Source organism: Streptomyces viridosporus (assembly GCF_002078235.1).
In the GTDB taxonomy this organism is placed as follows: domain Bacteria; phylum Actinomycetota; class Actinomycetes; order Streptomycetales; family Streptomycetaceae; genus Streptomyces; species Streptomyces viridosporus.
This window is the reverse complement of the sequence record NZ_MSGP01000338.1, coordinates 241-13770: the sequence shown is the minus strand read 5'-3', so window position 1 is coordinate 13770 and position 13530 is coordinate 241. Positions and strand designations below refer to the sequence as shown.

The 13530-nt window shown below is 71.2% G+C and carries 13 protein-coding genes; 7 read left to right on the top strand and 6 right to left on the bottom strand.

The features are described from left to right. Positions 1 to 856, bottom strand: an 856-nt coding sequence (locus B7L92_RS23570) for a TolB-like translocation protein (protein WP_081239438.1), incomplete at its 3' end; no start/stop codon positions are given. 88 nt (positions 857 to 944) lie between these two features. Here B7L92_RS23570 and B7L92_RS23565 point away from each other — a divergent pair. Both B7L92_RS23565 and B7L92_RS23560 read left to right on the top strand, forming a co-directional pair. Next, positions 945 to 1622: a GDSL-type esterase/lipase family protein gene (locus B7L92_RS23565; RefSeq protein ID WP_081239437.1), complete on the top strand. Its 678-nt coding sequence runs from the start codon at positions 945 to 947 to the stop codon at positions 1620 to 1622. Between the two features lie 169 nt (positions 1623 to 1791). Continuing rightward, complete coding sequence (locus B7L92_RS23560) at positions 1792 to 2784, top strand: aldo/keto reductase (RefSeq protein ID WP_081239436.1); 993 nt, start codon at positions 1792 to 1794, stop codon at positions 2782 to 2784. A gap of 131 nt (positions 2785 to 2915) precedes the next feature. On the opposite strand, the gene thpR is transcribed toward B7L92_RS23560, so the two are convergent. Then, positions 2916 to 3488 carry an RNA 2',3'-cyclic phosphodiesterase gene (thpR, locus tag B7L92_RS23555; RefSeq protein WP_081239435.1) on the bottom strand — a complete coding sequence of 191 codons (573 nt, stop codon included), beginning with the start codon at positions 3486 to 3488 and terminating at the stop codon, positions 2916 to 2918. 113 nt (positions 3489 to 3601) lie between these two features. Between thpR and B7L92_RS23550 the strand changes: the two genes are divergently transcribed. Continuing rightward, positions 3602 to 4189, top strand: coding sequence for a Uma2 family endonuclease (locus B7L92_RS23550; protein ID WP_081239434.1), 588 nt, complete (start codon positions 3602 to 3604; stop codon positions 4187 to 4189). A 37-nt stretch (positions 4190 to 4226) separates the two neighbouring features. Here B7L92_RS23550 and B7L92_RS23545 read toward each other — a convergent pair whose 3' ends face one another. Further along, entirely contained in the window at positions 4227 to 5591 is a 1365-nt protein-coding gene (locus B7L92_RS23545; protein ID WP_081239433.1) for an MFS transporter, read from the bottom strand. 40 nt (positions 5592 to 5631) lie between these two features. Further along, positions 5632 to 6069: a MarR family winged helix-turn-helix transcriptional regulator gene (locus tag B7L92_RS23540; protein ID WP_081239432.1), complete on the bottom strand. Its 438-nt coding sequence runs from the start codon at positions 6067 to 6069 to the stop codon at positions 5632 to 5634. 194 nt (positions 6070 to 6263) lie between these two features. Between B7L92_RS23540 and B7L92_RS23535 the strand changes: the two genes are divergently transcribed. After that, a complete protein-coding gene (locus B7L92_RS23535) occupies positions 6264 to 6446 on the top strand; it encodes a ribbon-helix-helix protein, CopG family (RefSeq protein WP_004986644.1) in 183 nt (60 codons plus the stop codon). A gap of 82 nt (positions 6447 to 6528) precedes the next feature. On the opposite strand, the gene B7L92_RS23530 is transcribed toward B7L92_RS23535, so the two are convergent. Further along, positions 6529 to 7980 (bottom strand): NCS2 family permease, encoded by a 1452-nt coding sequence (locus B7L92_RS23530; RefSeq protein ID WP_081239431.1) that lies wholly within the window; start codon positions 7978 to 7980, stop codon positions 6529 to 6531. Positions 7981 to 8160: 180 nt separating this feature from the next. Here B7L92_RS23530 and B7L92_RS23525 point away from each other — a divergent pair, with 180 nt between their 5' ends. Both B7L92_RS23525 and B7L92_RS23520 read left to right on the top strand, forming a co-directional pair. Continuing rightward, positions 8161 to 8463 (top strand): DUF2530 domain-containing protein, encoded by a 303-nt coding sequence (locus B7L92_RS23525; protein WP_081239430.1) that lies wholly within the window; start codon positions 8161 to 8163, stop codon positions 8461 to 8463. A gap of 296 nt (positions 8464 to 8759) precedes the next feature. Next, positions 8760 to 11153 (top strand): HAD-IC family P-type ATPase, encoded by a 2394-nt coding sequence (locus tag B7L92_RS23520; RefSeq protein WP_081239429.1) that lies wholly within the window; start codon positions 8760 to 8762, stop codon positions 11151 to 11153. Between the two features lie 49 nt (positions 11154 to 11202). On the opposite strand, the gene B7L92_RS23515 is transcribed toward B7L92_RS23520, so the two are convergent. Continuing rightward, positions 11203 to 11880, bottom strand: a complete 678-nt coding sequence (locus B7L92_RS23515) for a macro domain-containing protein (protein WP_081239428.1) — start codon at positions 11878 to 11880, stop codon at positions 11203 to 11205. A gap of 188 nt (positions 11881 to 12068) precedes the next feature. On the opposite strand from B7L92_RS23515, the gene B7L92_RS23510 reads away from it, so the two are divergent. Next, positions 12069 to 13530: uracil-DNA glycosylase family protein (locus B7L92_RS23510; protein ID WP_081239439.1), on the top strand; the 1462-nt coding region annotated here is incomplete at its 3' end.

Below are 13530 nucleotides of genomic sequence, written 5' to 3'. Positions count from 1 at the left end.
CACCGGACGAGGACGCCTTCCCGCCGTCCCCGCCGGGCGCCTCCCGGGACTCGACGGCGCTCCGGTCGCCCTCGCTCCCGTACAGGAGGCGGGATCCGTCGGCGGAGTAGCTGACGGACTCCCCCTGCCGCTGCAGCGGCACGCTCAGCCGTCCCTTCCGCTGAAGCTTCCCCCCGTTCCAGGCGTAGTGGATCCCGCCGAAGTACCCGCGCACGGCGAGGTGCCGCCCGTCCGGGGAGAACGCGGCGTCGGTCGCCCACAGCTCGACGGGGGCGATCGGCCGGAAGACGTTGCTCCCCGAGGCGGAGAGCTCGGCGGGCCCCTCGTACAGGTGCCCGCCCTCCTCCTTCTTGTCGATGATGTAGACCCGCCCGGTCTTCGGGTGCACCACGAGGGACTCGGCGTCCCGCGCCCCGTCGGAGTACGTCACGACGTACTGCGTGGCCCGCACGGTCTGGTCCCGGAGCTCCTTCGGCTCGGGCAGCTCGTAGATCCACACGTACGGCCAGGTGCCCCCGAGGTTGTCCCCGATGTCCCCGACGAAGATCCTGTTCCCGGGCCCGACGGAGACGGCCTCGACGTCCCGGGGCGTGCCGATGCCGGTGAGGGTGAGACGGGCCACGGTCTCGCCGGTCGCGCCGTCGACGGCGTAGAGGTAGGGGCCGTCGTCGCTGTCGTTGTGGGTCCAGTAGACGCCGGGGTGGAGACGGGAGGCGGCGAGCCCGCTGGACTCGGTGATGCGCGGGTCCTCGATCGTGAACCCGTCGTTGCCGGCGTCGCCGCCGGCCGCCGAGGCGGGTACGGCGAACACGCCCACGAGAAGGGCCGCGGCGAGGAGGGCGAAGGGTCGGCGCATGCCCCAAGACTGCCATCCTCCGGGGCACTTCACGGCGGGTGTCCGGTCTCACATCGCGGCGGCCGGGCCGATCGTCCATGATGATCGGGTGCTCAGGTTCATGCCCGTCGGTGACTCGATGACGATCGGGAGCGCGGGTGAACACACCTGGCGCTACCGGCTGTGGCGCCACCTGTGCACGGCGTACGGCGGCCCGTTCACGTTCGTCGGCCCGCGCGAGACGCTGCACGACCCGGCGGCGGACGCCCCGACCTCGTACGCCTACGCCGACCCCGACTTCCCCCGCGCCCACCTGGCCGGCTGGGGCGAGGGCTGGCACCACATGGTCCCGCTCATCGGCGAGGCGGTCCGCACGCACCGGGCGGACGTGCTGCTGGTGTCGCTGGGCCTGATCGACCTGGGCTTCTACACCAACGCGGAGCAGACCGCGGACAACGTCCGGGCCTTCGTCGCCGAGGCGAGGGCGGCCGATCCGCGCGTGCGGGCGGTCCTGCTGCCGGTGATCCCCAACATCCGGGCGGAGGCGGAACCGACGTTCGCCGCGCAGGTCACCCGCTTCAACGACCTGCTGGCCAAGACGGTCGTGGACCTGGACGAACCGTCCTCCTCCCTCCTGCTGGCCACCCCCTCCCCCTCGTACGACATCCACACCGACACCTACGACGGCACCCACCCCAACGCGAGCGGCGAACACAAGATCGCGGCGGCCTTCGCGGAGGCGCTGTGGCAGGGGTGGGACCTGGGCGGGCCGTACGAGGCGGCGTAGTCGCCGGGGGCCGGCACACGCGCCCCGCCCCGTGCCCTGCTCACCGTGCGGATCGTTCCGGCCTCACCCCTACGTCGTTCCGGCCTCGCCCCCACGACGGACGGCTTCCCCCGCGACTGATCATCGCCCCCTTGCCTGGAGCGCACTCCACGTCGTTGTCTTGACAGACATGAAGTACACGCAGCTCGGACGCACAGGACTCAAGGTCAGCCGACTCGTCCTCGGGACGATGAACTTCGGTCCGCAGACCGACGAGGCCGACAGCCACACCATCATGGACGCGGCGCTGGACGCCGGCATCAACTTCTTCGACACCGCCAACGTCTACGGGTGGGGTGAGAACAAGGGCCGTACGGAAACGATCATCGGAAACTGGTTCGCGAAGGGCGGCGACCGCCGGGACAAGGTCGTGCTCGCCACCAAGGTGTACGGGAACATGGGCCTGGACGGCGAGCCGTGGCCCAACCACGACAAGCTCTCCGCGGTCAACATCCGGCGGGCGGTGGAGGCCAGCCTGAAGCGCCTCAGGACCGACTACATCGACCTCTACCAGTTCCACCACGTCGACCGGAACACTCCCTTCGAGGAGATCTGGCAGGCCATCGACGTGCTCGTGCAGCAGGGCAAGATCCTCTACGTCGGGTCCAGCAACTTCCCCGGCTACAAGATCGCCCAGGCCAACGAGATCGCGGCCCGGCGCGGCGGCACCATCGGGCTGGTCAGCGAGCAGTGCCTCTACAACCTCGCCGAGCGCCGCGCCGAGATGGAGGTCATCCCGGCCGCGCAGGAGTACGGCCTCGGGGTCATCCCGTGGTCGCCGCTGCACGGCGGGCTGCTGGGCGGGGTGATCAAGAAGGAGGTCCAGGGCGGGCGCCGTGCCTCCGGACGGGCCGCCGACACGCTCGCCGACCCCGCCGGCCGCGCACAGATCCAGGCGTACGAGGACCTGCTCGACAAGCACGGCGTCGAACCCGGCGAGGCGGCCCTGGCCTGGCTGCTCACCCGGCCCGGGGTGACCGGCCCGATCGTCGGCCCGCGCACCGCGCAGCAGCTTCACAGCGCGCTGCGGGCGGTCGAGCTGGAGCTGAGCGAGGAGCTGCTGACCTCGCTGGACGAGATCTTCCCGGGTCCGGGGCCGTCGCCGGAGGCCTTCGCCTGGTGAGCCGGGCACGGTGAGGGGGCCGGCGGCGGCGCTACCTGCCGAGCGCCGCCGCCAGCGCCACCACCGCGAACATCAGCACGAGCACACCGGCCATGATCCGGTTACGGGTCTTCGGGTCCACGCCCCCGAGCCTAACCGGCCGCCCCGAGCGGTCCGCGCGCGACCGCCTCGTAGCGGGGCTGCTCGCCCGGCACACCCGACCTCGGCAGGTTGCTGCGCACCAGCGCCAGCTCGCCCACGGTCCAGGTACGGCCGCGGAACCCGTGCAGGACGTCCAGGTACGGCCGCGTGTCGACGCCGTCCCGGCTGCGGGCCAGCGTCAGGTGGGCCTTGTAGCGCCGGTGCTCCCCCATCGGCACGCCCGCCCTGCGCGCCGCCGCCTCGGCGCGGTCGGCCAGCAGGCGCAGGGTGCGCAGGTCGCCGTCCGCGCCGGTCCACAGGGCCCGGCCGTGTCCGAACTGACCGCCTCCGCACAACGCCAGCCCGAACGGCTCGGTGTGGGAGGCGGCCCGCTCCAGGCGGGCGGTCAGCTCGGGCACGAGCGCGTCGTCGACCTCGCCGTAGAAGGCGAGCGTGAGGTGCCAGCCGGGGCGGCCGGTCCAGCGCAGGCCGTCCGCACCGGGCAGTTCCTTCAGCCGGGCGACCTCGGCGGCGAGTTCGCGGAGGACGTCCTCGGGCGGCAGCACGGCGGCGAAGAGTCTCATACGTCCAGTCTGACCGGGGAGCGTGCGTACGCTCCCGCGTGTCCTGGTCACCGTGCGTATCGTTGTACTGCGCGGCCGTACTCGTCCGGGGCGCGGCCGGGAGGAGCGCCACGATGACCGTCCTTGCAGACAGGATCGAGATGGCCGAGAGCACCGACGGACTCACGCTCGACATGATGTTCGAGTGGCTGGAGAAGATGCCCGTCCCCGAGGGTTACAAGGCCGAGGTCGTCGGGGGGAACATCTTCATGACGCCGCAGCGGGACACCCCCTGGGAGATCATCGCGGACATCTACGATCAACTGCGCGTGAAGTACCCGCGCAAGCGCATCAAGTCCGACGTCCGCATCGACTACCCGGGGCACCTCAACGGCTTCGCCTCCGACGTGACGCTGTTGTCCGAGAGCGCCACCCGGAACGACAAGGGCCTGTGGCGCTGCGAGGACGTCGAGTTCATCGCCGAGGTGATCTCCAGGAGGACCGCCGGCAACGACTACGGCCCGAAGAAGGACGCCTACGCCGCCGCCGACGTCCCGGTGTACCTGATCGTGGACCCGTACGCCGGCGAGTGGCACCTGCACACCCTGCCGAAGGACGGCACGTACCACGGCGACGTCGGCTTCGGCTTCGGCGAGGAGATCGACCTGACCGGGACACCCGTCGGCCTCGTGCTCGAGACCGACGGGTTCCCCCGCGACTGAACCGGGACTGGGCCGCGGTTGAACCGCCCGGCGCCCGCTATACCGCCGGGGCCAGCGCCTTCTGCCGCTCCCGGGGCACGAACCGCACCTGCGGGTGGCCGTTGCGCCAGCCGACCGAGAGGCGGAGCCCGCCGACCCTGGCCAGGATCAGGCCGATCACGGCCGCGGCGGCCATCGCGATCGCGCCGCCCACCGCCAGGCCGACCCGGGCGCCGTAGGTGTCGGTGACCCAGCCGACGATGGGGGCGCCGACGGGCGCGCCGCCGAGGAAGACCATCATGTACAGGGCCATCACACGGCCCCGCACGGCCGGGTCGGTGGACATCTGGATGCTGGTGTTGGTGGTGACGTTGACCGTCATGGCGAACAGGCCGATGGGCACCATGAGCAGGGCGAACATCCACAGGGTCGGTGCCCCGGCGGCCACGATCTCCAGTGCGCCGAAGGCCAGCGCGGCCAGGACGAGCAGCCGCAGCCGCGCCGTGCCGCGCCGGGCGGCGAGCAGCGCGCCGATCAGGGAGCCGACCGCCATCAGGGTGTTGAACATGCTGTAGGCGCCCGCGCCCCCGTGGAAGACGTCGTCGGCGAAGGCCGAGAGGTAGACGGGGAAGTTGAAGGCGAAGGTGCCGATGAAGCCGATCAGGACGATCGGCCAGATCAGGTCGGGACGCCCGGCGACGTAGCGCAGGCCCTCCCGAAGCTGGCCCTTGCCGCGCGGGGCGCGCTCGACGGTGTGCAGTTCCCGGGCCCGCATCAGCAGCAGGCCGGTGAGCGGCGCGACGAAGGACAGGCCGTTGAGCAGGAACGCCCAGCCCGTGCCGACGCCGGTGATCAGCAGACCCGCGACGGCGGGGCCGACCAGGCGGGCGGACTGGAAGTTCGCGGAGTTCAGGCTGACCGCGTTCTGCAGGTGGCCGGGGCCGACCAGCTCGGAGACGAAGGACTGGCGGGCCGGGTTGTCGACGACGGTCGCGAGACCGAGGGCGAAGGCGGCGACGTAGATGTGCCAGACCTCGACCCGGTCGGTCAGGGTGAGGGCGGCGAGCGCCAGGGAGGTGAGCGCCATCGCGGTCTGGGTGACGAGCAGCGTGGGCCGCTTGCGCAGACGGTCGACGAGGACGCCGCCGTACAGGCCGAACAGCAGCATCGGCAGGAACTGCAGGGCGGTGGTGATGCCGACGGCGGCGGCGGAGCCGGTGAGGCTGAGCACCAGCCAGTCCTGGGCGATGCGCTGCATCCAGGTGCCGATGTTGGAGACCACCTGGCCGAGGAAGAACAGGCGGTAGTTCCTGACGCTCAGCGAGGAGAACATCGAGGACGTGCGACGGGGGGTGTCGGGAGCGGTCGGGGTGTCGTGGGGATTAGGTGCGGGGGCGGAAGCTGCTCCGGATCCCGTACTCAAAGGGTTTCGCCTCCTGGCTGTTGTTGCTGCTTTCGCTTTCCTAGACGTGCGCGAGCTTCTCCAGTACGGGGGCGGCGGCGCGGAGCTTCGCCCACTCGTCCTCGTCGAGTCCCTCGGCCAGCGAGGCCAGGAACACGTTCCGCTTGCGACGGCTCTCCTCGAGCATGGCCTCGGCCTGCTCGGTCTGCGTCACGACCTTCTGGCGTCGGTCGTCGGGGTGCGGCTCCAGCCTGACCAGCCCCTTGGACTCCAGCAGGGCCACGATGCGGGTCATCGAGGGCGGCTGGACGTGCTCCTTGCGGGCGAGCTCACCCGGGGTGGCCCGACCGCAGCGGGCCAGGGTGCCGAGCACCGACATCTCGGTGGGGCTGAGCGACTCGTCGACGCGCTGGTGCTTGAGCCGCCGGGACAGCCGCATCACGGCGGATCGAAGGGCGTTCACGGCGACCGCGTCGTCGCCCTGGCTGAAGTCCGGCATGTTCGTTAGCGTAACTCATTACTCTCGCTAAAGAGCACTCGGAACGGGCCGCGCGTCCGTGAGTCCGGCCACTCTCCCGGGATCACCCGGACGGGGCCACTCGGGCGGGATTACCCAGGCGGGATCACCCGTACGAGTGATCAATCCGCGGAATGTGTCCCATCGCACCGAAGAATGCGGCAACGCTCATGGTCATGGGGACCGAGGTGCTCAGCCTGCGCATGGACCACGAGCTGCTGGAGCGGCTCCGCCACCATGCCGCCAAACGCGGCATGAGCGTCCAGGACTATGTCGTCCGGACGCTCATGCGCGATGACTTCGACCAGCGGTTCCAGGCCGCCGTCGAGGAGACGGAGAAGTTCTACGGCGTCACCTGAACCGGCTCGACCCGGCACCGAGCGGGTCGGGCCGGGTCGGGGCGGGGACGCCGGGGCGGCTGTCGGGTGACGCCGGGTCGGCTCAGGTCAGGCCCAGCGCCGGCATCAGGTAGTAGAAGGCGAAGACCGCCGACACCGCGTACATCGCCGCCGGGACCTCCCGGCCGCGCCCGGCCGCCAGGCGCAGCACCACGAAGGTGATGAAGCCCATGCCGATGCCGTTGGTGATCGAGTAGGTGAACGGCATCATCACCATCGTCACGAAGGCCGGGACGGCGATCGTGTAGTCCGCCCAGTCGATCTCCTTGATCGAGCCCGCCAGGATCAGGAAGCCCACCGCGAGCAGCGCCGGGGTGGCCGCCTGGGACGGGACCATCGTGGCGACGGGCGTGAGGAACAGCGCCACCGCGAACAGCGCGCCGGTGACGACGTTGGCGAAGCCGGTGCGCGCGCCCTCGCCGACGCCGGCCGTGGACTCCACGAAGGCGGTGGTGGCCGAGGCGGAGCTGGCACCGCCCGCCGCGACCGCGACGCCGTCGATGAACAGGACCTTGTTGACGCCGGGCATCTGGCCCTCGCCGTCGGTCAGCTTCGCCTCGTCCGAGACGCCCATGATCGTGCCCATCGCGTCGAAGAAGCACGACAGCAGCACGGTGAAGACGAACAGGACGCCGGTCAGCACACCGACCTTGGCGAAGCCGCCGAACAGGCTCGCCTCGCCGATCAGGCCGAAGTCGGGGGTGGAGAGCGGGTTGCCGGGCCACTTCGGGGTCGTCAGGCCCCAGGAGGGGATCTCCGCCACGGCGTCGATGATCATCGCGACGACCGTCATGGTGACGATCGAGATGAGGATCGCGCCGGGCACCTTGCGCACGATCAGCGCCAGCGTGAGCAGCGCGCCGAGGATGAAGACCAGGACCGGCCAGCCGGTGAGGTGACCGCCCACGCCGAGCTGGATCGGGACGGTGGTCTGGGCGACGTCCGGCATCCGGGTGACGAAACCGGAGTCGACCAGGCCGATCAGCATGATGAACAGGCCGATACCGATGGCGATGGCCTTGCGCAGGCCGTACGGGACGGCGTTCATCACGCGCTCGCGCAGACCGGTGGCGACCAGGAGCATGACCACGAAGCCGGCCAGCACCACCATGCCCATGGCGTCCGGCCACGACATGCGCGGCGCGAGCTGGAGGGCGACGACCGAGTTCACCCCCAGGCCCGCGGCCAGGGCGATCGGGACGTTGCCGATGACACCCATGAGCAGCGTGGTGAACGCCGCCGTCAGGGCGGTCGCGGTGACCAGCTGACCGTTGTCGAGCTGGTTGCCGTACATGTCCTTCGCGCTGCCCAGGATGATCGGGTTCAGCACGATGATGTAGGCCATCGCGAAGAAGGTGGCGAAACCGCCGCGGATCTCGCGGGCCAGCGTGCTGCCGCGCTCGGAGATCTTGAAGTAGCGGTCGAGGGCGCCGAGCGCGGACCCGGATCCCGGCTGCTCGGGAGTGGGGGCCTTGGCGGGGGCCGACGTGGACATGCGAGACCTCATCACCGGCGGGCTTTCCCCGAAGCCCTCTGGCGTTTCCTACGAATGAAAGCGGTCAGAAACAAACGGTTTCAGTATGAACATATGACGACCGTTGCGCTATCTCCGCGCGTAGATTCGTGTGCCCCATGCGATGCACCTCACTTGCGCCACCCCTCGTAAGCTGTCCGTATGGCCGGGCTTTTTTCGGGATCCCCCAAGCACGAGGCGCCGGAGCCCCTGGAGGGCCCCGTGGTCGCCACCATCGTCGGCGGCACGATCGTCTGGTTCGTCCTCTTCCTGGTGCAGCTCCCGTTCTACGGCTGGTTCGACGACCACGGCCACACCTGGTGGCTGTGGACGTGCCTGGCCGGCGGCGGGCTCGGATTCATCGGCATCTGGTACGTCCGCAAGCGGGACGCCGCGCTCAAGCGCGCGCAGGCCGAACGGGACGGGCGGCCGGCCGGCCACGCCCCCGCGCCGACGGCCGACTGACGCGCACCGCCGAGCGGCGCACCGCCGGGGGGCGGACCCGTCTGGAGGCGGACCCGCCGGGGACGAGGCGTCCGGACACCGACCGCCCGGACGCCAACCGCCCGGACGCCAACCGCCCGGGTACGAGCCACCCGGTACGAACCACCCGGACACGGGCCGCCCGGACACGAACTCCCGGGGACGGCCGCCGAGGGGATGCGACCACGTACGACCGGGGCACCACGGCCGTCCTCCCCAGGTCGGATCTTCCGCGCAGGTGCGGGTGATCCGGTGGAACCGCACGTACCGTCGGAGGCATGACGCATCTCGACGCGGGCGCCCGGATCGATGCCGTGCGCCCGGCCACGCTCACCTCACCGGCGACCGGGCTGACCTCGGCGGAGGTCGCCGAACGGGTGGCGCGCGGGCAGGTCAACGACGTGCCGGTGCGCAGCAGCCGGTCCCTGGTCGAGATCGTCCGCGCGAACGTCTTCACCCGGTTCAACGCGATCATCGGCGTGCTCTGGGTGATCATGCTGGTGGTCGCGCCCATCCAGGACAGCCTGTTCGGCTTCGTGATCCTCGCCAACACCGGCATCGGCATCATCCAGGAGTGGCGGGCGAAGAAGACCCTCGACTCCCTCGCGCTGATCGGCGAGGTGCGGCCCACGGTGCGGCGGGACGGGGTGGCCGCGGAGATCGGCACCTCCGAGATCGTGCTGGACGACCTGATCGAGATCGGACCGGGCGACAAGGTCGTCGTCGACGGGCTGTGCGTCGAGGCGGACGGGATGGAGATCGACGAGTCGCTGCTCACCGGCGAGGCCGATCCCGTGGTGAAGCAGCCGGGGGACCCGCTCCTGTCCGGCAGCTTCGTGGTCGCGGGCGGCGGCTCGTTCCAGGCGACCAAGGTGGGGCGCGAGGCGTACGCCGCCCAGCTCGCCGAGGAGGCGTCCCGTTTCACGCTGGTCCACTCCGAACTGCGCTCCGGCATCTCCACGATCCTCAAGTACGTGACGTGGATGATGGTCCCGACCGCGATCGGGCTGGTCATCAGCCAGCTGGTCGTCAAGGAGAACGAGCTGAAGGGCTCCGTCGCCCGCACGGTCGGCGGCATCGTGCCGATGGTCCCCGAAGGGCTGGTGCTGCTCACCTCGGTCGCCTTCGCGATCGGCGTGATCCGGCTGGGGCGCAAACAGTGCCTGGTGCAGGAGCTGCCCGCCATCGAGGGGCTGGCCCGCGTCGACACGGTCTGCCTGGACAAGACCGGCACCCTCACCGAGGGCGGCATGGACGTCACCGAGCTGCGGGTGCTCGGCGACGGCGACGGGACCTACGTCCGCACGGTGCTCGGTGCGCTCGGCGCGTCCGACCCGCGGCCGAACGCCTCCCTCCAGGCGGTCGTCGACGCCTGCCCCGCCCCCGGGGACTGGCGCTGCACCGAGTCCCTGCCCTTCTCCTCGGCCCGCAAGTACAGCGGCGCCACCCTCACCGAGGGCGACGGGCAGAGCGGCACCTGGCTGCTCGGGGCGCCCGACGTGCTCCTGGCCGACGACGACCCGGCGCTGGACGAGACCGTCCGGCTGAACGAGCAGGGACTGCGGGTGCTGCTGCTGGCCCGCGCCGAACGCGAGCTGGACGACCCCGAGGTCGCCCGGGGCGTCCGGCCGGCCGCGCTGGTGGTGCTGGAGCAGCGGCTGCGGCCGGACGCGGCCGACACCCTGCGCTACTTCGCCGAGCAGAACGTCCGCGCCAAGGTCATCTCCGGCGACAACGCGGTGTCGGTCGGGGCGGTCGCCGCCAAGCTCGGGCTGGAGGGGGCGGCGGTGGACGCGCGCCGGCTGCCCGCCGACCCGGGCGGCATGGCCGGGGCGCTGGACGAGGGGACGGTGTTCGGGCGGGTCACCCCGCAGCAGAAGCGGACCATGGTGGGCGCGCTCCAGTCGCACGGCCACACGGTCGCGATGACCGGTGACGGGGTGAACGACGTGCTGGCGCTGAAGGACGCCGACATCGGGGTCGCGATGGGCTCCGGCTCGGAGGCCACCCGGGCGGTGGCGCAGATCGTGCTGCTGAACAACAGCTTCGCCACGCTGCCGTCGGTGGTGGCGGAGGGACGGCGGGTGATCGGCAACATCACCCGGGTCGCGACGCTGTTCCTGGTGAAGACCGTCTACTCGGTGCTGCTGGCGGTGCTGGTGGTGTGCTGGCAGGTGGAGTACCCGTTCCTGCCGCGCCACCTGACCCTGCTGTCCACGCTCACCATCGGCGTCCCGGCGTTCTTCCTGGCCCTCGCCCCCAACAAGGAGCGGGCACGACCGCACTTCGTGCGCCGGGTCATGCGGTACGCGATCCCGGGCGGGGTGCTGGCCGCGCTGGCGACCTTCACGACGTATCTCCTCGCCCGGCACCACTACAGCGGCGGGGGCGCGCTGGAGGCCGAGACGAGCGCGGCGACGCTGACGCTGTTCCTGATCTCGCTCTGGGTGCTGGCGATCATCGCCCGGCCCTACACCTGGTGGCGCGTCGGGCTGGTGGCGGCGATGGGGGCGGCGTTCCTGGTGGTGCTGGTCGTGCCGTGGCTCCAGGAGTTCTTCGCGCTGAAGCTGGTCGGCATGACGATGCCGTGGATCGCGGTCGGCGTCGCGGTGGTGGCGGCGGCCGTCCTGGAGTTCCTGTGGAGGTGGGTGGACCGCCGCTTCCCGGCCTAGGACCGTCCCCGGTTCCCTCCCGGCGGCGGGGAGGGAACCGGGAGCCCCGTCAGCGGCGCGAGGCGCCGCGCCGGGGCGGCGTGATGCGGACCCGCTTCTCCACGGGCGCGCTCTCAAGGTCGTCGAGCTGCGCGAGGATCGTGCCGCGCAGGTCGTCGTAGTCCTCGAAGGAGTGGTCCTGGAAGAGGGTGTGGCCCGTCCACATCAGGTTGGCGCACACCCGCGCCGGCACCCGGCCGGTCCGGGCGCCCATGCCGACCAGCGCCACCGAGCGGATGGCGCCCGGCTCCCGCTTGTTCTGCTGGTGGATCGCCTGGAACGCGGCGGCGCAGGCCAGGGCCACGTTCAGGGTCTCGCTGACGTTCTGCGACGACGTCCGCATCGTCGGCGTCGAGATCAGGAACCGCGGCCTGACCGCCCCGGACGGGACGCACACCGCGCTGCCCACCGGCAGCTCTCCCCCGAACCGGTCGCGGATCGCCCGCTGCACCTTCAGCTGGATGCCCGCGCCGAGGTACCGCTTGATGACCGCGTCGACCCCGCCGTCCATCCGGCCCCGGGAGTTGGTGGGACTGACCCAGGCGTCGACGTCCTCGTCAAGGATCGACCCCCGGCGGATCTCAACCCCGGGGGTGTCCGCGAAGGCCGCCCGCCACGCCTCCACCACCGCACTGTCGATGTCGGTCAGCACCACCCTGAGCGGCGACTGCGCACGGTCCACGGTCATGGCCCCCTCCGATCGGGAACGATCACTCAACTGGCCGGGACGCTACCGCGCCCCTCTGACAGTGCCCCCCGCGCCGGTCGGCGCCCCGCGGACCGGACGGGGAATGTCAGTGGGCCGGTCTAGCGTCGTGGGCACTTCGTCAGCCAGTGCTGCCAGCAGCGCAGTTCGACCCTCCGGAGCCCTCCGCCATGAGCGACGCCCACACCTCTGCCGCACCCGACCCGAACGACCCGCTGGGCCTCACGGAGCTGTTCGAGGGCGGCGGTGAACCGTGGCTCCCGCTGCTGCGGCCGGTCATCGAGGCGCAGCCGGACGCGGCCGCGTTCATCGGTCCGGGCCGCGGCCCGGAGGTCGTCCCCGTCCGCGAACTGACCTTCCAGGCGCTCAAGCCCCACGCGCCGCACCGGTGGAAGGTCGTCGTCTTCGGTCAGAACCCGTACCCGCGGCCGGAGAGCGCCACCGGCATCGCCATGTTCGACAACACCTTCCACGACTGGAAGGACAGCCAGTTCGGCAGGGTCGTCAGCATCCGCTGCATCATCAAGGCGGCGGCGATGTGGAAGTACGGCATCCCCAAGAAGACCCCGATAGCCGACGTCCGCGCGCTGCTGAGGGAGCAGGACACCGTCCAGCCCCCGGAGTGGTTCCAGGCGATGCTCACCCAGGGCGTGCTGCTGCTGAACGCGGCGCTGACGGCCAGCGGCGACGGGGCGATCGGCACCGACCGGCACACCCGGTTCTGGCGGCCGGTCGCCGAGCGGATCGTCGAGGAGATCCTCAGGGCCAAGCAGGACGCCGACGAGGAGGACCGCGGGGTCGTCTTCGCGTGGTGGGGGGCGCACGCGCGCAGCCTGAAACAGGTCGTCCTCCGGCTCCAGAAGAAGTACCCCGGGGTCGAGGTGCGGCACATCGACCACGTCAACCCCGCGGCGCAGGGCGACGTCTTCTGCGACGGCGACCCCTTCGGGACGGTGAACGAGGCCCTCGCGTCACTGGGCACCGACGAGATCGACTGGTTGCCGAGCACCGGCTGGAACGATTCCGCGGCGGGGGCCGGCGGGGCCGGTGACGTCGCCGACCGCATGGGCACGTTCATCGCGTCCACCATGGAGCTGCACCAGCTCTACCTCGACCGGCTGTCCGGCGTCCGGGACGAAGGGCTCGTCCTTCCCGCGATCACGGGTGTCTTCGGCACCCCGCTCATGGACTTCCGCGAGGCCGTCGCCCCGGTCGCGGCACTGCTGCGCGGGCTGGACCGGCACGTCGACCGGTCGTTCGAGTTCGGCAAGCGGCGGGCGGACGAGACGTCCGGCGGCCTGTCCGCCGACGCGGTCGCCGCCCTCCACCTCTACACCTGCGAGTCCGCGTTCTACCGGGAGATCAACGCCGTGCTGCGCTCCCCGGACCGGACCCGGCTCGTCCCCTACCTGCCGTACCTGCGGCTGCTGTTCTCGGCGGTGTCGCGGCTGCCCGTGCGGACCGATCCGCTGTGGCGCGGGGTGTCGCTGGACCTGCGTGCGCAGTACCCGCTCGGCCGGACCGTGACCTGGTGGGGCGTGTCCTCGTGCACGTCCGAGCTCGGTGTGGCCAAGGCGTTCCTCGGCAGTCGCGGCAAGCGGACGCTGTTCGAGGTGGTCCCCGCCCGGGCGG

Excerpts from the sequence above, each read along its gene's own strand:
- B7L92_RS23530 (WP_081239431.1), bottom strand. The coding sequence starts at position 7,980 with ATGTCCACGTCGGCCCCCGCCAAGGCCCCCACTCCCGAGCAGCCGGGA.
- B7L92_RS23525 (WP_081239430.1), top strand. The coding sequence starts at position 8,161 with ATGGCCGGGCTTTTTTCGGGATCCCCCAAGCACGAGGCGCCGGAGCCC.
- B7L92_RS23520 (WP_081239429.1), top strand. The coding sequence starts at position 8,760 with ATGACGCATCTCGACGCGGGCGCCCGGATCGATGCCGTGCGCCCGGCC.
- B7L92_RS23515 (WP_081239428.1), bottom strand. The coding sequence starts at position 11,880 with ATGACCGTGGACCGTGCGCAGTCGCCGCTCAGGGTGGTGCTGACCGAC.
- B7L92_RS23550 (WP_081239434.1), top strand. The coding sequence starts at position 3,602 with ATGACCGTCCTTGCAGACAGGATCGAGATGGCCGAGAGCACCGACGGA.
- B7L92_RS23560 (WP_081239436.1), top strand. The coding sequence starts at position 1,792 with ATGAAGTACACGCAGCTCGGACGCACAGGACTCAAGGTCAGCCGACTC.
- B7L92_RS23540 (WP_081239432.1), bottom strand. The coding sequence starts at position 6,069 with ATGCCGGACTTCAGCCAGGGCGACGACGCGGTCGCCGTGAACGCCCTT.
- thpR (WP_081239435.1), bottom strand. The coding sequence starts at position 3,488 with ATGAGACTCTTCGCCGCCGTGCTGCCGCCCGAGGACGTCCTCCGCGAA.
- B7L92_RS23535 (WP_004986644.1), top strand. The coding sequence starts at position 6,264 with ATGGGGACCGAGGTGCTCAGCCTGCGCATGGACCACGAGCTGCTGGAG.